General features: G+C 54.6%; 20 protein-coding genes. 11 read left to right on the top strand and 9 right to left on the bottom strand.

The window, feature by feature from the left end:
* Positions 1–7: 7 nt before the first annotated feature.
* The 3 genes from ACR0DT_RS09705 (at position 8) to ACR0DT_RS09695 (ending at position 1,763) form a co-directional block, all read left to right on the top strand.
* A complete protein-coding gene (locus ACR0DT_RS09705) occupies positions 8–874 on the top strand; it encodes an MBL fold metallo-hydrolase (protein WP_480710533.1) in 867 nt (288 codons plus the stop codon).
* 63 nt (positions 875–937) lie between these two features.
* Entirely contained in the window at positions 938–1,276 is a 339-nt protein-coding gene (locus ACR0DT_RS09700; protein WP_480710532.1) for a DUF1330 domain-containing protein, read from the top strand.
* 19 nt (positions 1,277–1,295) lie between these two features.
* Complete coding sequence (locus ACR0DT_RS09695; RefSeq protein ID WP_480710531.1) at positions 1,296–1,763, top strand: DUF4437 domain-containing protein; 468 nt, start codon at positions 1,296–1,298, stop codon at positions 1,761–1,763.
* Positions 1,764–1,997: 234 nt separating this feature from the next.
* On the opposite strand, the gene ACR0DT_RS09690 is transcribed toward ACR0DT_RS09695, so the two are convergent.
* Both ACR0DT_RS09690 and ACR0DT_RS09685 read right to left on the bottom strand, forming a co-directional pair.
* Positions 1,998–3,695, bottom strand: coding sequence for an adenylate/guanylate cyclase domain-containing protein (locus ACR0DT_RS09690; protein WP_480710530.1), 1,698 nt, complete (start codon positions 3,693–3,695; stop codon positions 1,998–2,000).
* Between the two features lie 165 nt (positions 3,696–3,860).
* A complete protein-coding gene (locus ACR0DT_RS09685) occupies positions 3,861–5,042 on the bottom strand; it encodes an adenylate/guanylate cyclase domain-containing protein (protein ID WP_480710529.1) in 1,182 nt (393 codons plus the stop codon).
* A gap of 194 nt (positions 5,043–5,236) precedes the next feature.
* Here ACR0DT_RS09685 and ACR0DT_RS09680 point away from each other — a divergent pair, with 194 nt between their 5' ends.
* Positions 5,237–6,769: a phospholipase D family protein gene (locus ACR0DT_RS09680; RefSeq protein ID WP_480710528.1), complete on the top strand. Its 1,533-nt coding sequence runs from the start codon at positions 5,237–5,239 to the stop codon at positions 6,767–6,769.
* A gap of 390 nt (positions 6,770–7,159) precedes the next feature.
* Positions 7,160–7,363 (top strand): hypothetical protein, encoded by a 204-nt coding sequence (locus tag ACR0DT_RS09675; RefSeq protein WP_480710527.1) that lies wholly within the window; start codon positions 7,160–7,162, stop codon positions 7,361–7,363.
* A gap of 475 nt (positions 7,364–7,838) precedes the next feature.
* Here ACR0DT_RS09675 and ACR0DT_RS09670 read toward each other — a convergent pair whose 3' ends face one another.
* Positions 7,839–8,087, bottom strand: coding sequence for a helix-turn-helix domain-containing protein (locus ACR0DT_RS09670; protein WP_480710526.1), 249 nt, complete (start codon positions 8,085–8,087; stop codon positions 7,839–7,841).
* Between the two features lie 109 nt (positions 8,088–8,196).
* Here ACR0DT_RS09670 and ACR0DT_RS09665 point away from each other — a divergent pair, with 109 nt between their 5' ends.
* A complete protein-coding gene (locus ACR0DT_RS09665; RefSeq protein ID WP_480710525.1) occupies positions 8,197–8,499 on the top strand; it encodes a hypothetical protein in 303 nt (100 codons plus the stop codon).
* 255 nt (positions 8,500–8,754) lie between these two features.
* Here the strand turns inward: ACR0DT_RS09665 and ACR0DT_RS09660 are convergent, their stop codons facing one another.
* The gene (locus ACR0DT_RS09660; protein WP_480710524.1) at positions 8,755–9,024 is read right to left on the bottom strand and encodes a DUF2312 domain-containing protein; all 270 of its coding nucleotides are present in this window, start codon (positions 9,022–9,024) and stop codon (positions 8,755–8,757) included.
* A gap of 161 nt (positions 9,025–9,185) precedes the next feature.
* Here ACR0DT_RS09660 and ACR0DT_RS09655 point away from each other — a divergent pair, with 161 nt between their 5' ends.
* The gene (locus ACR0DT_RS09655) at positions 9,186–9,404 is read left to right on the top strand and encodes a hypothetical protein (protein WP_480710523.1); all 219 of its coding nucleotides are present in this window, start codon (positions 9,186–9,188) and stop codon (positions 9,402–9,404) included.
* A gap of 9 nt (positions 9,405–9,413) precedes the next feature.
* On the opposite strand, the gene ACR0DT_RS09650 is transcribed toward ACR0DT_RS09655, so the two are convergent.
* A complete protein-coding gene (locus tag ACR0DT_RS09650; protein ID WP_480710522.1) occupies positions 9,414–9,629 on the bottom strand; it encodes a hypothetical protein in 216 nt (71 codons plus the stop codon).
* Between the two features lie 244 nt (positions 9,630–9,873).
* Here ACR0DT_RS09650 and ACR0DT_RS09645 point away from each other — a divergent pair, with 244 nt between their 5' ends.
* The 4 genes from ACR0DT_RS09645 to ACR0DT_RS09630 are packed head-to-tail and all read left to right on the top strand — an operon-like array spanning position 9,874 to position 12,058.
* Positions 9,874–10,737 (top strand): MBL fold metallo-hydrolase, encoded by an 864-nt coding sequence (locus ACR0DT_RS09645; RefSeq protein WP_480710521.1) that lies wholly within the window; start codon positions 9,874–9,876, stop codon positions 10,735–10,737.
* Between the two features lie 26 nt (positions 10,738–10,763).
* Complete coding sequence (locus ACR0DT_RS09640) at positions 10,764–11,186, top strand: YeeE/YedE family protein (RefSeq protein WP_480710520.1); 423 nt, start codon at positions 10,764–10,766, stop codon at positions 11,184–11,186.
* Entirely contained in the window at positions 11,186–11,617 is a 432-nt protein-coding gene (locus tag ACR0DT_RS09635) for a DUF6691 family protein (RefSeq protein ID WP_480710519.1), read from the top strand. The genes ACR0DT_RS09640 and ACR0DT_RS09635 overlap by 1 nt, the downstream gene beginning before the upstream one ends.
* Positions 11,618–11,626: 9 nt before the next feature.
* Positions 11,627–12,058: a protein tyrosine phosphatase family protein gene (locus tag ACR0DT_RS09630; RefSeq protein ID WP_480710518.1), complete on the top strand. Its 432-nt coding sequence runs from the start codon at positions 11,627–11,629 to the stop codon at positions 12,056–12,058.
* Between the two features lies 1 nt (position 12,059).
* On the opposite strand, the gene ACR0DT_RS09625 is transcribed toward ACR0DT_RS09630, so the two are convergent.
* The 4 genes from ACR0DT_RS09625 to ACR0DT_RS09610 form a co-directional block, all read right to left on the bottom strand.
* On the bottom strand, positions 12,060–13,166 hold the full coding sequence (locus tag ACR0DT_RS09625) for a FliM/FliN family flagellar motor C-terminal domain-containing protein (RefSeq protein ID WP_480710517.1): 1,107 nt from the start codon (positions 13,164–13,166) through the stop codon (positions 12,060–12,062).
* Positions 13,167–13,243: 77 nt separating this feature from the next.
* Complete coding sequence (locus tag ACR0DT_RS09620; protein ID WP_480710516.1) at positions 13,244–15,922, bottom strand: ATP-binding protein; 2,679 nt, start codon at positions 15,920–15,922, stop codon at positions 13,244–13,246.
* Positions 15,910–16,224 carry a hypothetical protein gene (locus ACR0DT_RS09615; RefSeq protein ID WP_480710515.1) on the bottom strand — a complete coding sequence of 105 codons (315 nt, stop codon included), beginning with the start codon at positions 16,222–16,224 and terminating at the stop codon, positions 15,910–15,912. The genes ACR0DT_RS09620 and ACR0DT_RS09615 overlap by 13 nt, the downstream gene beginning before the upstream one ends.
* Complete coding sequence (locus ACR0DT_RS09610; protein WP_480710514.1) at positions 16,221–16,601, bottom strand: response regulator transcription factor; 381 nt, start codon at positions 16,599–16,601, stop codon at positions 16,221–16,223. The genes ACR0DT_RS09615 and ACR0DT_RS09610 overlap by 4 nt, the downstream gene beginning before the upstream one ends.
* Positions 16,602–16,616 lie beyond the last annotated feature (15 nt).

Genomic DNA, 16,616 nt, shown 5'->3' with positions numbered 1-16,616 from the left:
AGCCGATATGAATCTGCAAACTTCGCTTGCCGCAACTGCACTGATCGCGCTGGGGACAACCGCAAATGCACAAAACAGCCCGATGACCGAGGTCGCGGAAGGTGTGTATCACTTCTTTTCCATGGGCTACTCCAGCATGGTTGTTATCGGGGAGAACGGTGCCCTCGTAACCGACCCGTCCTTCACGCCGCGCGCTGAAGAACTGAAAGCTGAGATAGAAAAGGTCACCGACAAACCCGTTACGCATATTGCTCTGAGCCACGAGCACTTCGACCACATTGGTGGAACCGAAGTGTTCGACGGGGCCGAGATCATCATGCAGGAGAACGGCCTCGACGTTCTGAAGTTGTCGCCGTTGATGACAATGCCCACGGTCACGACGTCGTTCGACGACACCCATACAGTGGATCTTGGTGGTCAAACCATCGAGTTGCATCACCTCGCTGTTGCGGATGGTGTTGCAACTACGGTTGCGCGCGTCGCTGACAGCAATGTCGTGTTTTCCGTGGACATGTACATGCCGCAGGAACTTTCCCCGCATGAGTTCAAGGAGGACACCAACTTCGTCGGGTCAGGCGTTGTTTTGAATACACTGGTGGATTGGAACCCGGCCTATGCGATCAACGGGCATTCAAACGGTAACAGTGTCGAAGCCCTCAGGGAAAACGCCGCGTTTCTGAATGAGCTGCAAGCAAAAGTAGAGGCCCGTTTTCAGGAAGCCTTCGCAAGCGGCAACCCGTCAGCCCCCGTTGAGCTGCTGTTTACTATCCCCAATGAAATCGAAATGCCCGAATACTCCGATTGGAAAAACTACGACACGGCATTCCCCGGCTACGTCCGCCGAATGGCGCTGTCCGTTTTCCATGGTGGCTGAACGGGATTGCTCGGCTCAGCGCAGCAAGGAAATCAATCTGCAAAACACAAAAGGTAACCCAATATGTACTTAGGAAAAGAAGCCTACCTCCTGTTCAGCTTCACAGAACAAGGAGATATGAAGAATTTTGGCGAATATGCAAAAGCTGCCAATAACGTTCTGGAAAATTTTGGAGGCGAACTCCTCGTTATAGGTGCGCGAGACTCCTCCATTTCCAAGTTTGAAGGAAACTGGCCAGAGGGTGCAGGCCTAACCTTGGTTCGGTTTCCATCCCGCGAAAACCTCGAAGCTTTCTGGAAGAGCGACGAATATCAATCCATCATTGACCTTCGGACAGCAATCTTACCAGCCAATTTCACTATCGGGTTCTCACACGGGTGGCGGGGTGAAGTCGTCTCGTAACAGTCGCGGCCACCTCTTGATGAAAGAAAGAAACATGTTCAATTCAATCGCTAAGATTGCTGCCGTGACTGGTATTCTCGTCAGCGCAATCGCTCTATCTGCCAACGCTGAAACGGTAATAAGCTCATACAGAATCGCGTTGGGAGACGCGGAATTCTTCCAACCTGAAGGTGCGCCGTTTGAGCTTGCTTTCTTGTGGGGTAATCCCCAGGAAGGCCCCTCAGCGGTCTTAATGAAATTCCCGCCAAACTTCCCCGGAGCTATGCACTCGCATACCCATGGATACCACGGCCTTGTCGTAACCGGCGCATCTAAGCACTACATCAAAGGGGAAAATGAAGCTGAGCTGCCGCTGCAAACGCCCGGAGACTACTGGTATCAGCCAGGGGGAGAGCATCACAACGACTCGTTTCCCACTGATGAACCAACTATCCTGCTGATTCAATGGGAGGGTCCTATGGACGTACACTTCCACCCAGAGGAATAGAACCAAGGTTCAAATGGAAGGGCATGTGCCCCTCTGTTAGTTTTAGGCGCATCTTAGTCCAGACATTGGTGCGCAGTGCAGCATTGGTCAAATTGGGCTCTGTGCCGCCGTACTCTGCGGTTTGCATGATTGGCTAGTCGCAGCCCGAAGCGGACAATCAAATCCGAGCTTTGCAATTACTAAGATGCACGATCAGGCTGCCGGTTTTGCCAGCGCAACTTGGTTCCAGCACCGCTATTCTGGCAATCCTGCCCGGCGAAGCGCCTCAAAGTAGCGTTCGGCGCCTTCAGAACCGCCATAGTCCACGTTGCTGCGCCACTTCGAGATCGTTTCATCAGGTTCCATTTGCAGCATTTGCGCCAATGCCGCTGACGCTCGTTCAGGTTCCCCAAGCATTGCGTGAGCAGCTGCCCTCGTGCTGTGAAGTGCGGCATAGTTCTTCGAGAAGCGCAAACCTGCTTCTGCGTAGGCAATAGCATCACGGTCTCGGCCAAGCATTACGCAAGAGGTGGCAGCACCTCCGGACGCACCCACGAAAACGGCTCCATATCGGCCCAATCGAAGCGCTGTCTGGAAACAGCTAAGTGCCATTTCAGGAAACCCGGCCCAGTTGTACCCCCAACCCATAAACAAATGAAGGCGAGCATCTAGTGGCGCTCGTTGCCGGATTTGCTCAAGCGCCACGGAAAGTCGATCCGCGTCCCCGTCAACATTGTAGTCAGCCACTGCAACACTCAGATCAAGCGTTGGGCTTTGCCCTGCCATCTGCCGTCCGGCCTCGATCCAGCGTGGCAACTTATCATAGTAGGATGACAGCTCGCGACGAAGATCATAGGTTCTCGCGCCATTCATTGTCCAAATTGCTTCGGCATAGGCGGCAGCAAGGGTTGGTTTGGTTTCGATAGCTCTGGCGTGGTACGACAATGTCTCTTCATAGCTGTCGATGCTGGCGTCCGACCATACGATCATGCCCATCAGGACGCACTGCTCGGCGGTCAGTTCGTCTTCAGGCAAAGCGGAGAGCTTTGCGGTCAGCGACTGGATCAAGATCCCACTAACGGTATCCAACAGCTTTTCTACGACCTCGTCCTGCCAATCAAAGATAGCATCGACCAACCCGTCGAACTTCTGAGTCCAGATTTCAGAACCAGAAGAGTCATTTAAGCGGGCTTCCAGGCGCAATCGGTCACCGTGTCCACGCAGCACGCCGCGAAGTGCATATCCCTGTGATGCTTCCGTGGAGGTTATTTCCGCGTTTAACCAGTTGATCGTGCGAAAGAAAGAACCGAAATCTGAAGTGAGAGCTGCGGCCATTTCCCTCAGCTCAGTGCGTTGGTCGTTGCATGTTACAGGATGAATGAAGAGCTTTGGCAAGCTCGTCTCTGTAAAAGAAGGTGAGCTATGCGATGCGCCAAGTTGCGGTCCATCATGAATCCACACATCCAGGCTGCGTTGGATGTTCTTGAGCTTCTTTTTCCCAACTGCTTTGAAAGCGTCTGCCAGAGTATGTTCAAGGTTCAAATGTACGGGTTCAGAAATTGCGATGCCACCGGTTGGCGCAATGCTCTCAAGCCGTGCGGCAATGTTTACACCGTCACCTAGGATGTCATCACCTTTTTCTGTGATGTCACCCACATGAACACCGATGCGCATGTTCATTAACGAGTGTTCAGCCAACTGCTCTTGCAGCTGCAAGGCTGCGGTTACAGCTTGCGCCGCACTGTCAAATTTCACCAGCCAACCATCGCCCATGCTCTTTACGAGACGACCTGATTGGCCTGCTATCGTTGGGGTGACGATGTCGCTTTCGAGGTGATCAAGCATTAGAATTGTGGCTTGCTCATCTTTATGCATAAGCGCCGAATACCCGACGACATCCGCGGCTAGTATTGCTGCCAACCTTCGTTGCAAATGTTGTCCCTTGTCCGACATGCGTTCGACGATAGATGATGCGGCCTTTTACTCCAACTGCCTGAATACGAAGTTCGCTCAGGGCTCTTTACTGACGCTCTACGCCCTTGGCATCAGCGTCAGTTGGCAGCCCAAAGCAGACCTTCAAAATACGACGAACGATTTTACTCCTAACAACAGAGAGAATTACTTTGCCTGATCACAGAGACTGATAACGCGAAAAATCTGCACAGGGTTACCGATGCCTTTGAATTCCCTTTCTCCGAGCTTCTCTGTCTCCACATGCTCTTCGATGTCTAGAAGCGCCCGTTGGTTTAATAGGATCTGCCCGTCGCTGGCAAAATCGCAAAGCCTAGATGCTGTATTCACAGCACCACCGATTGCGGTGTAGTCGGCGCGACCATGAAACCCGATAAGCCCAAGCGTCGCATAACCACTACTGATCCCAATACCCAAACCCATTGCGTGTCCGAGTTTCTGCCAGGGTGCTCGTATTCCTTCGAAGGCTTCACTTATTGCCTTAGCCAGCCGCACGGCTTGCAAAACGGGCTGATCGCAGGGAACCGGGTCATTGAAGAAGACCATCAATCCGTCTCCGGCTCGATACCCGATTGTTCCCTTGTGTTGGGCAACCAAATGGCCGACCTCATCGTGGAAATGCTGGAGAAGGGTAATGACATCTTCCGGCTCAATCGCCTCGGAAATCGCCGTGAAATTCCGGATGTCGCAGAATAGGCAAGCGATGTATTGACGATGAGTATTAAGAAGCTCGTCAGAGTTTTCTTCAACGACAAGCTCCGCAACTTGAGGAGCAAGGAATTGTTTAAGTCGCCCCAGCCTGTCAATCTCGCCTTCCTGGCGCTTTACTTTCTCGGTCAGTCTTTCGTTCAATGCCTCTATTTCATGTGTCTGGTTGCGAACCGTGTGGTTCAAAGCATCGAGTATAAAGTTCTGGTTTAGCAAAGCCGCGATCACCAAAAGCACATAGGCGAGCGCTTCGACGCGTTCGTCATAGCCGAAGTACAGCGTGATAATCAGGATGAGGGCAGCAATTCCACCGAGGACGAGAGGAAGCTCCTTGGCATGTCGTTTCCGGTCTCTCCATAAGAAACTAACCGCCAACAATGCAAACACCCACATGAGTACCGCTTGCACATGTGGGTTTAGGGAAAGCGCTTCGTAGCCAACCAAATAGGTCAGCAATATACCGGAATAGCACGTGGCCAAAGAAGCCAGAGCAGCCAAGACAGCTCCAATCCCGATTGGCATCGAGATTTTGAACTCCTCTGTTGTCACGCCGATACCATCGGCCAACGCACGCGGCGAAGGACCCTTGACGGAGTTATTTCTGTGTTCGGGATCAGGCATGGTCCGCGTTTGCTCTTGGTTTCTGGTAGAGTACGTTTGAATTGAGATTGCGTCAAAATCACATACTTGTATGGGGAAGTTGAGGGTTCTACCAAATCCACAACGACCAGCCAAACAGTCTCATGCTTCACAGAACAGACTTGCAATCACCCATCTCGGCGTAGTCACCTAAGTTATGGGGAGGGAGGAAGCTGATGACACGAAGGAAGTTGGTGGTCTGTATTTTATGCACGCTGACCCTTGCCGCTTGCGCCCCCAAAACTCGCAGCTATGAAAAGACTGTATCGGCTTCGCTACCGGCAGATTCGCGCACAACTCTCAGTCGGGTGGCCAACAGCCTTGGCAATCCCAAAGACGGTCGGTCAGGCGTCAAGCTGATAAGTGACGGCGAAGAAGCTCTTGTCTCACGGCTGTTGCTGGCTGCGGCGGCCGAGAAAACGATAGACGCGCAATACTACCTTCTGCACGACGACCCAACGGGTCACCTATTCGCTGCCAGTCTTTTGCAGGCAGCGGATCGGGGTGTTCGTGTCCGATTGTTGCTGGATGATATGGATACGTCCAGTTATGACGCGATGACGGCCGCGCTGGACGATCACGAAAATATTGAGATCAGATTGTTCAATCCATTCTGGCGGGAACAAAGCCTTCTGATCGCGGGTTTAACAGATTTCAAGCGCATCAATCGCCGAATGCACAACAAATCCATGACCGCCGACAATGTGTTCACGCTTGTGGGTGGGAGAAACATCGGCGCCGAGTACTTCCTCGCACGGAAGGAAATGAACTACGCTGATCTGGATGTGCTGGCCGCAGGCCCCGTTGTACGCGAGGTGTCACATAGCTTTGACTCTTACTGGAACAGCGAATTCGCCGTTCCGGCTCGCGTGGTCGTTGGAGAACCTCGGGAATTTGACCTTAGCGATGCGCGAAGCAGGTTGAATGAACTGGTCGAGGAAGCGAAGCAAACCCAGTACGGCGTGGCCCTCAGAAAGTCAGCACAAGAGAACTTCGCAGATGGGGCCCTGTCATTAGATTGGCTGCCTGCGAAACTTTATGCTGATCCGCCCTCAAAAGCCGCCGGTCTCGAGAACTCAGGTCCCATTCTTGCATCTCAATTGCTTCCGTACTTTGAGAATGCCAGCAGTGAGGTGAACATCGTCTCCGCCTATTTCGTGCCGCGCAACAACGGAGTGAAATGGTTGACCGAATTGGAAAGCCGCGGCGTCGACGTAAAGGTTGTAACCAATTCACTTGCGTCTAACGACGTAGCACCCGTTTACGCGCACTACGCCAAGAAACGCCGCGCACTTCTACGCGGTGGAGTAGAACTCTATGAGCTGCGACCGGACGCCTATCAGGTCCAACGCCGCGGTATTAACTGGGCTCAATCCAGGTCAGGCCTGCATTCCAAGGCATTTGCAGTTGATGACCGATACTTGTTCGTAGGGTCGTTCAATTGGGACCCACGATCTGTCAACATCAACACCGAGATGGGAATTCTGATTGACTCGCCAGCATTGACTATACAGACCATGGGTGCCTTGGACGACGCACTACCCGCATACACATACAACGTGACGCTCGAGAAAGCCGGTCGGCTTAAATGGACCACAAGAGGCGATGATGGCAACGTTCTTGAGTACAAATTCGAGCCGACAGGATCGGCTTGGGATCACATAGTTGCTGGATTTCTAAGTATTTTGCCAATTGGTTCACAGCTATAGGTATTTTGGCAGATGGCTGACGCTACCAGAGAACTCCGGCCCTTGTAGCGAAAGCCTTGGGTCGAAAACGCCTGTTGATCGTTTCCAGCCTGTCATTTGGTTTGTCCAATAGCTAGAAATTTGCAAAGTCCGCTTCCTGCGCATCGCTGACCTTAGAGCGCGTCGAAGCACTTTGAACTTTGAATCTAAGGCTGGCACTGTCGGAATATTCACGAGTGTCCGATGTTCGGATCTAGCGGGTGGTTGGCTGACAAAGGCGCAAAAGGCTTCACAATCGCAAATTTTGTCGAATTTAAAGCAGTCTTTGGATCGGGGCCAATTCGCAATTCTTATACCTGAGATTAAGCGCGACCTGCGATATTTGACTGATACTTAACACGAGGATTTGACATGAAAAAACTTGCAACCATCGACCTGCCCGGAACAAACGCCAACGCCTTTGACGTGCTGGCACGCTGTCAGACTGCAGCCGAACAATCCGGAGTAGAGCAAGCCAGAATTCAGACCTTTCTTGAGGAAGCCGTCCAGGGTGACTTTGAGCATTTGCTGCGTGTGGTGAATACCCACTTCGAGGTCTCTAGCCCACGGCCTTGATTAGAGAGAGTCCGGTATGCCGCCACGAGACCACTAACCCGCAATTGAACAGCGCAATCAGTCGTCTTTTTTGGATGGTGCGGGCGAACACTGGGCAGCCTCAGACAGCAGCTAAGCCAGATCACTTAATATTACCTGACGTCCCCGCGTCGTCTTACCTTTCATTTGCGCGCCATGTGTCTCAATCCCTATACTCTAAAAATCAGACAGAATTTTTCGGGACGTTGTTCTGCTTGATCTAGCAAGTGTAGCAACGGGCATGTGACCAGCTGGACCAAGGGGCACGCGCAGCGAAGCAGCGTTCGGCACCTGTTTAGCAAAATCGCAGGGTTGGCAGTCAGCGAGGACGACCAACCCAAATCGGAAACATAAAACACGTGCGTAAGTTACTGTGCAAAGTTGGCAAGACAACGTGACGATAGAACCTCGCTATGAACTGAAACAAAAGCCAAACGGAAGCATGTCAAAGATATCGTTAGATGTTTCCAGCCTCTCTTTCGACTTCGGCAACCAGTTCGGCAATCGTCAGGCCCAATGCTCCACTAAGAAGATGTAGCGTCCCAAGCGTTGGTTGGTGGTGGCCAGACTCCAGAAGTGAGATGTACTGCATGCTCCTGCTGGCATGAGTGGCGAGGTCTTGTTGCGATAACTTTTTTGCCAGCCTGTAGCGGCGCAAAACTCTCGAAAAAGCCAATAGCAGCGGGTCGTCTTTTGCATGCGCCATGTTTTGACAAATCGCCCACACAACGCTAGGCGTCTATACAGTATACTTTGAATCTCGAGGTAAATTCCAACTCCTCGATGGCCTAGCGAATAAAAAACGGGGACCATAAATGGCGGACAGAGTTCATCTGACAGAAGCCCAGATGATTGAAATTCTCAACAGGCTCGAAAATCGCTTCTTGGAGCGAAAGGCTCTTGAAGAAGAACACAAGGTTTTTGTCAAACCGCACCTTGTTTCGGGTGAAAAACCAACTCGAACAACTGGAAGACCAAGGTCTCAATACGTAGGACAGCTGCATCTTTCAATTTTGGAAGAAGATGAGGCTTGGTTCAAAAAGACAGCACAGGCCAACAATATTCAGTACGGAAAGTTTTTTACTTACTTGCGCAGGGTGTTCGAACAACACGGTTGAGTCGACCCCGCGCGAAGAACAAATTTCGTCACCAGCTTAACGCCTTGTGCAGAGGCGCAAATTCTGTCGAGCATTAAATCCAAATACCCGTTGTTCTTTTTCAAGGATAACCGCACTGCCACCTAGGGCTGCGATATTTGAGGTCTTCGCCCTAGGTGGCAGTGCTCTGTTTCAATCCGTGGCCAGCGTTTTTCTTGGCCACCAAGGACATCGCAGTTGGCAGCGGGCTGAAACACTAATCCCAATGAAGCGGTTTTAAGTCATACCAAGAATTTCCTTGTACATCTCAAGCACAGCCTCTTCTTCGGCAATATCGTCCTTGTCGCGCTTGCGCAGCGCAATCACCTTGCGCATGACCTTGGTGTCGTATCCGCGAGCTTTGGCCTCGGCCATCACCTCTTTTTGCTGTTCAGCAAGATCTTTCTTTTCTGCGTCCAAGCGTTCGAACCGTTCGATGAACTGGCGCAGCTCACCCGCAGTAACACGATAGTTTGCAGTGGCCTGATCTTCGGTCATGTCATCCATTTACGTCTCTCCCAGAGGTGGAATTCTAATGCTGTTACAGCGGGCACCATGCCGGATACATTGCCGCTGCGCGGGCCGCAAGCGTCCAATCCCACCGGGCTTGTGTGACCAGTGGCGATCCGCTAAGCGCAGGTGGAAATGACAAGCAAATGTGGGGAACCATGTTCGAATTCATCACCTGGGGCGGTGCCGCCCTGTCACTCGCCGGGCTATTGGGCCTGGTTTGGTGCATTCTGCGTGTGATGAAGGCGCGCAAGTCCGGGCTTTCGGACGAGGAATTGCGCGCCATTGTTCAAGGTGTTTTGCCGTGGAACCTGGCCTCGTTGTTTCTGTCAGTGCTCGGCCTGATGGTGGTGATTGTCGGAATTTCCTTCAGTTAATCGCAGGAATCAAACGGGCAAGTTGTCAAAGCGCGCTTCCATCGCGTCTTCGCAAAGGGCCGCATCCAGTCGGCGCAGGCGCGACGGTACATGCATTCCCTGCTGTCGCATCCGTTCAATCACTTTGGCCACACTCGGCTGCAGGGCCAGACGTGTATCAAGGCATGCCCCGCTGAGTTTTTCCTCAAGCTGTTCGGCTTCTGAGTATAAATTGACTGACGACATTTCTATCCTCCCAAATGTCTTCATTTAGTCCGATATATGTGACCGTTTTAAGACCCGTTTAGATTGCCACACAATCGCGCGGAAAACCGCCTGTTCGTCAGACAAATTTTGCGACCGGGGACGGTTTGATTAAATTTTACTCGAATCGGGGTTACCCTGCTTTGACCCGCATCAAATCACACAGTGTTGATTGCAATATATTCCGTAAATAATATATGACTTGGTGACACCGGCGGAGGGCTACATGACACCGAAAGTGAAAGCGTTTTTCGATCCCGAGACCTTTACGGTTTCCTACGTTGTGCAGGAACCCGAAGGGCTTGCATGCGCGATCATCGACAGCGTTCTGGATTTTGACCATGCCTCTGGCCGGACCGAAACGCATACGGCCGATCAGATCATTGAGTATGTGCGGGCGAACAGCCTGCGGGTCGAATGGATATTGGAAAGCCATGTTCATGCCGACCACCTGTCCGCAGCCCCCTATTTGCAGCAAGAGCTGGGCGGCAAGATCGGCATCGGTGATCAGATCGTCACCATTCAGGAGACCTTCGGGAAAATCTTCAACGAAGGTACCGAGTTTCAGCGCGACGGCAGCCAGTTCGATGCCCTTTTCCGCGAAGGCGACAGCTTTCATGTTGGCCAGATGCGCGGCGATGTTCTGCATACGCCCGGCCATACACCGGCATGCCTGACCTACGTGCTCGGCGATGCCGCGTTTGTCGGCGACACCCTGTTCATGCCCGACTTCGGCACAGCGCGCTGCGATTTCCCGGGCGGCTCGTCTGCGACACTGTACGCTTCGATCCAGAAAATTCTGGCACTGCCGGATCACACACGCGTCTTTGTGGGGCACGACTATATGGCTCCGGGGCGCGACGAATACGCTTGGGAAACAACGGTTGGCGAGCAAAAGGCGCTCAACGTTCATATTGGTCAGGGGCGTTCGGTCGAAGAATTCGTTGAGATGCGCGATGCCCGTGATGCAACGCTGCCTATGCCCCGCCTGATTTTGCCATCACTGCAGGTGAATATGCGTGCAGGCCAGATGCCGCCAGCTGATGAAGATGGCGACGTGTTCCTGAAATTACCTATTAACAAGCTCTAATCCATCGGCTGCTAGAAGGAACAACTATGCAAACTGAATGGATATGGGGCTTTGGCGGAGGTCTACTGATTGGCCTGGGCGCCGCCATCTACTTGCTGGGCAATGGGCGCGTTATGGGGGCTAGCGGAATCTTGGGCGGGTTGGTTGATGGCAGCGATCGCTCGCTTGAACGGCTGGTCTTTTTGGCGGGGGTGATCGGTATGCCCTTATTGCTGCGACCCCTGCTATTACCTGCGTCACAGACGCACCTAACCGACAATATCACTCTAGTGGTCATCGCAGGTCTACTGGTGGGGTTAGGTACCCGCATTGCCAATGGGTGCACCTCGGGGCACGGTGTTTGCGGAATATCCCGGTTTTCCCTACGCGGCGTCGTCGCCACCATCGTCTATATCTTGGCCGGGGTCATAACCGTTACCCTGCTGCGCCAAATCTGGGGGCAGATCTGATGCGTTTTATGATTTCACTACTCGCTGGATCGTTGTTCGGAACGGGCCTGCTGATATCCGGCATGACCGACACGACCAAAGTGCAAGGTTGGCTGGATGTGTTCGGACAATGGGATCCAACGCTCGCCTTCGTGATGGGTGGTGCGATCCTTCCCATGTTGGTCGCATGGCGGTTGACGGCCAACCGTCGCCCACTGACCGGAGGGAGTTTCCCGAAAAAAGCCACATCCAAATTGGACCGTCGTCTGATCTTTGGTTCTGTTCTGTTTGGAATGGGCTGGGGGCTGGTCGGGTTGTGCCCCGGACCTGCCCTTGCCTCGCTTGGATATGGAGGAATTGGCGGGATCGTGTTCCTGATCGCCATGATTGCGGGCATGGTTGCGGCCCCTACCCTGAGTGGGCAACTGGACAGAGCCGCCAACGCGGCCTAATCAATTGCCATGGAGATTCGCCCGATTACCCCCCGCTACGCCGTCTCACCGCAAATCTCGGTCGAAGACGTCCCAGCCATTGCCGATGCCGGCTTTGTCAAAGTGATCTGCAACCGACCCAATATCGAGGTCCCCGCGAACATGCAATCAGATGCAATAGGGGAAGCGGTTCGTGCAGCGGGCATGGAATACGAGGTTCTGGAACTGACCCACCAGACCATGACCCCCGAGAATGTCGCTCTGCAACGCGAGCTGGCCGAAAGCTGCGGCGGGCCGGTTCTAGCCTATTGCGCCTCGGGCACGCGGTGTTCTGTGGTCTGGGCGTTGGGCCAGTGTGATCGGATGAGCACGGACGATATCCTGAACGCCACAACCAAGGCGGGCTACGCGCTGGACAATCTACGACCGATCCTTGAACAGATCCGCAGCGAGGTTGACTGAGTTAGCTGGGGTTATTGGGATCGGTTGCCGTCACCGACAATCCCGCCAGCTGCGAAATCTCAGCAACCATCTGATCCGAATCGGCGAAATTCAGGTTCGTCTCTATATCTTCGGGCGCGATTGGATCGAACGGGGCAGGCATTTGCGAAATCTCCGTTTGCCCAGTCATGGCCGGTTCGTGATGCGGTGCCACAGACGGCCGGGCCCCCAGAAACTCCTCGGCTTCGGATTGAGCCAGCGCTGTAAGCGGTGCATACTCGTTTAGGCGCACAGCACGCATCCCGCCACATTGTCCCAATCGACCAATTGCTGCGCGTGCACGTTCGATCGTCAACAGCTCTGCCCGATCCAGCCTCGATCCAGTCAGAGGCAGCACATCACCCACAACGAGATGAGACAGCGAGGCCAAAGGCAAGGTCATGCGGCATATCACCGTGTTCAATTCCGCCCGTAAAACACCCGAAGCCTGTTCAAGGTTTGGGCCAATGTCTTCTTGTGCGGCGTTGCCTTCCTCCTCGACCGCGCGATCAGGCATGAAGATCGAAATCTGGCCCTGCCGCAGGCCGCCACCCAACTCCACGATCAGATCGAAAACCCGATACGCATCTTCGACCATCGCCAGCGACATTGTGCGTAGATCAGTCAGGCGTGAAACAAATTCATACCCCGACAAGCTGGCCTGATCCAAAGGTGCCTCAACCAGTTCCACCGCCCTTGCCAAAACCTGTTCGACCAAGGGGGCCACCATCGCCCCATCCGTATGCGTGAACGTGCGGGGAATAGGGTCACCCGGCATCACCTCGCCAACTGTTTGCACCTGTACGATGGCCGAAACGGCGCTCAAATCCAGGCAGACGGCAGCAGCCACTCCGTCACCGTTCACGAACTGCAGAAGCAACCAGTCTTCACCAACCGACCCCGCCAAATTGTCCGACGTTCGGCTGGATTGCTTGGCCCCGATGACCGCCAGCGGCAGCTGCAACTTGTCCCCAGCCACACGGGCAAAGGCCAGCCGCAAGGCCCGCAAAATCGAACGCGGCTTGTCGCCCTGCTCTTCCTGTCCCGCAGAAAGCTTGCGGGCCAGAGCTGCGTTGACCGTTTGCGTCATACTTAAATCCGCTGTGTGTTGCTGCGATTGACTTAAGGTATAACCCGGTGCTGGTTACGATTGTCTTTACAACCGCGTCACTGCGCAGCTTGCCGATAAGCCAGCGGCAACCGAACGCGGAAGGCCGCCCCTCCCTGCCCGGGCAGATAAGTGATCTCACCACCCAGACGCTGCATGATTTCACGACAGATCGCCAATCCCAATCCGGCACCACCCGCCTTGTCGACGCCAACACGGGCAAACTTTTCAAACACCATCGACCGAGCCTCGGGCGGGATGCCGTTGCCGTTATCCGCGAAGTCTATCACCACTTGCCCGCCGACATCATGGGCCGAGATCGTCAGCACAGGTTCTTCGGCATCACAATATTTCTGAGCGTTGGAAATCAGGTTGATGAAGACCTGCCCCAGCCGATCAAGATCAGTTTGCAACGGGATGCGCTCGGACGCTTTCGAACGCCGGACCGTCAACGTCTGCCCAGTTCCGGCCAATGCGCTGGACACCGCCCGATCCAGAACCGAGCGGAGCGTGTCACCGCCCACATTCAGGCTGACCTGGCCGCTTTCCAACACGCTCAAATCCAGCAGGTCATCCAGCAACCGCGTCAGGCGGAGAGCTTCGTCGTGGATGATCGCGGCATAACGTGTCTGTTCCTCTGCGCTTAGCCCATCCGTGTCGCGCATGATTTCGGAAAACGCGCGGATCGAGGTCATGGGCGTGCGCAACTCGTGACTAACCTGACTGAGGAAACTGTCCTTTTGTTCCGAAATTTGCGTCAGCTTGGTATTTGCCTCGCGCAATTGCCGTGCAGTGCGGGACAGTTCAGCGGATTTCACCTCCAACTGGCTGGAGTATTCCAGCAACTGCGCGGATTCGTCGGCCACCGCCAGCAGATCTTCGACCGAGACGGACGATCCTCCAACGATCTGACCGATCATCGCATGCGCCGTGGCGGCACCGACAGAACCGCTAAGCTCGCGCTCCAAGCGTTCCAGAAAAGCGGGCGTGGGTTCCGGCAAGCTAGACCGGCCGCCTTGCTGTTCGGCCTCGGCCTGAAAGAACTCCTGCGCAGGGCCTGCACCCAGAATTCGCTGGGTCATAATCATCAGATCTTCGCTCTGCGCCACCGAACCAGTCCACCCACGTAGCGCGACTGAATGGTCGAAGACGTTGACGAATTGCGCGCCCTGCAGACGCTCCAACGGGCTGGGGAAACTCAGCAGCGACGCAACACAGAACGCCACCGTGTTCAGGGACAGCGACCACATCACGGTGTGCACCATCGGGTCCATCCCTTCGATCCCGAACAGGGCCTGTGGACGTAGCCACCCCCAGCCGAACGGACCGTTTTGCAATACGGTCTCAGGGATCAGCGCACCGCCCATCCCCGGCAGCAGCAATGTATAGATCCAAAGCAGGAAACCCACTGTCAGCCCTACCAGCGCACCGGTTCGCGTCGCTCCGCGCCAGAACAGGCCGCCAACCAGTGCCGGCAGAATCTGGGAAATTCCGGCGAAGGCCACCAGCCCGATTGACGCCAAAGCCGCACCGCCACCGGAAAGGCGGTAGTAAAAAAAGCCTAGCGCCATGATCACTGCGATCGACACCCGCCGGGCGACCAGAACAACGTTCCGCACATCGCCCGAAACGGAACCGCCCGCCTCTTGCGTGCTAAGCCAGATTGGCATCACCAAGTGGTTCGACACCATCGTCGACAACGCCATCGCGGTGACAATGACCATCGATGTGGCCGAGGAAAACCCGCCAATAAAGGACAGCATCGCCAACCAGTCATTGCCCTGAGACAGGGGCACAGTCAGGACAAACAGATCAGGGTTTGACCCTTCGGGCATCAGGTCCAGACCGATAACAGCAATCGGCACCACAAAAAGGCTCATCAACAGCAAATACAGCGGAAAGGCCCAGGCGGCGGTTCTTAAATGCCCTTCATCCGCGTTTTCAACCACCATGACCTGAAACATACGTGGCAAACAGATGAAGGCAGCGGCGGAGAGAAAAATAAATGTGGTCCAGCGCCCCGCATCCACGTTCCACTGACCAATCTCAGAGGCGTCGATCCGATCCATCATCGGGCCCACACCCCCCGCGATCCCCCAGACCACAAACGCGCCAACCGCCAGCAGCGCGAACAGTTTCACCACAGATTCCAATGCGATGGCTGTCACCACCCCGTGGTGCCGTTCATTGGCATCCAGATTTCGGGTGCCGAACAGGATGGCAAATACCGCCAACCCTGCCGCCACCCAAAAGACGCTGGATCCTTCGCGATAAAGGCCCGAAGGGTCAGCCTCCGCAAAGATCGAAAACGACAGAGTAATGGATTGCAGTTGAAGCGCGATATAAGGAGTGCCCCCCAACACGGCCAGAATGGTCACGCAGATCGCCAGTGTGTTGGACTTGCCATAGCGTGAAGAAATCAGGTCAGCGATAGAAGTCACCCTCTGGCTGCGCCCGACCCGCACCAGTTTGCGCAGGCCCCACCACCAACTGACCATCACCAGCGTTGGCCCCAAATAGATCGTCACAAATTCCAAGCCCGAACGCGCGGCATTGCCAACAGCGCCGTAAAACGTCCAGGCCGTGCAATAGATTGACAGCGATAGCGTGTAGATTAGCGGAGACCGCAGCCACGCCCCCCGCCCCGCTGCCGCCATCCGATCAGCGGCAAAGGCCACGCCAAACAGCAGCACAACATAGGCAAGGCAGACCAGAATCAGGACGTTCAGCGTGGCCATCGATCCGTCTCGGGTTCAGAATCGTCTTGAGTTGCCATGCGCCGGGCGACAAAGCCAAATACCAGACTGGCCACGATCAGACCCGCCCAGCATGCGAAAATATAGAAGATCGCCGAAGACAGAGGCACCCCCTCCCGCGTGCCCGACGCATCGGGCCACAAAAGCGGAATGGCCAGCAGCGCCGCCCCCAAGAATGGCAACAGACGCGCGGCGTCCGACAGCCTGCGGCGGCGATAGCTCTGCCGTTCAAGAAACAGCGAAGGCCGGACACCTGAGGGGGGTCGGTCTTCGCCGGTGCTCATGACTGAGTCGCCTGTGCATGCAGGTCGCGCACTGCTGTCAGCATTTCGGTATTGGAAAACGGCTTGGTCATGAAACGGCTGACGCCGGCGTTTTCGGCCATCTCGCGATCGCGAGACTGACCGCGGGCCGTCAGCATCAGAACCGGCAGGCCCTGCATATCCTCCAACTCGCGCAGGTCGCGTAAGATTTCCATCCCGCTTTTGCCCGGCAACATGACGTCCAAAATAACCAAATCCGGGCTTGCTCCCTGAATGACCTGCAACGCATCTGTGCCTTCACCATGGGTTTCAACTTGCCAACCTTCGCGCGTCAGCAGAAACCGAATGGCCTCGGCGATGTTGGGCTCATCCTCAATTAACAGAACCTTACGGCTCATTATTCTGTCCTCCCC

The organism is Ruegeria sp. BI11 (assembly GCF_056538005.1).
This window is presented reverse-complemented; position numbering and strand designations above follow the sequence as displayed.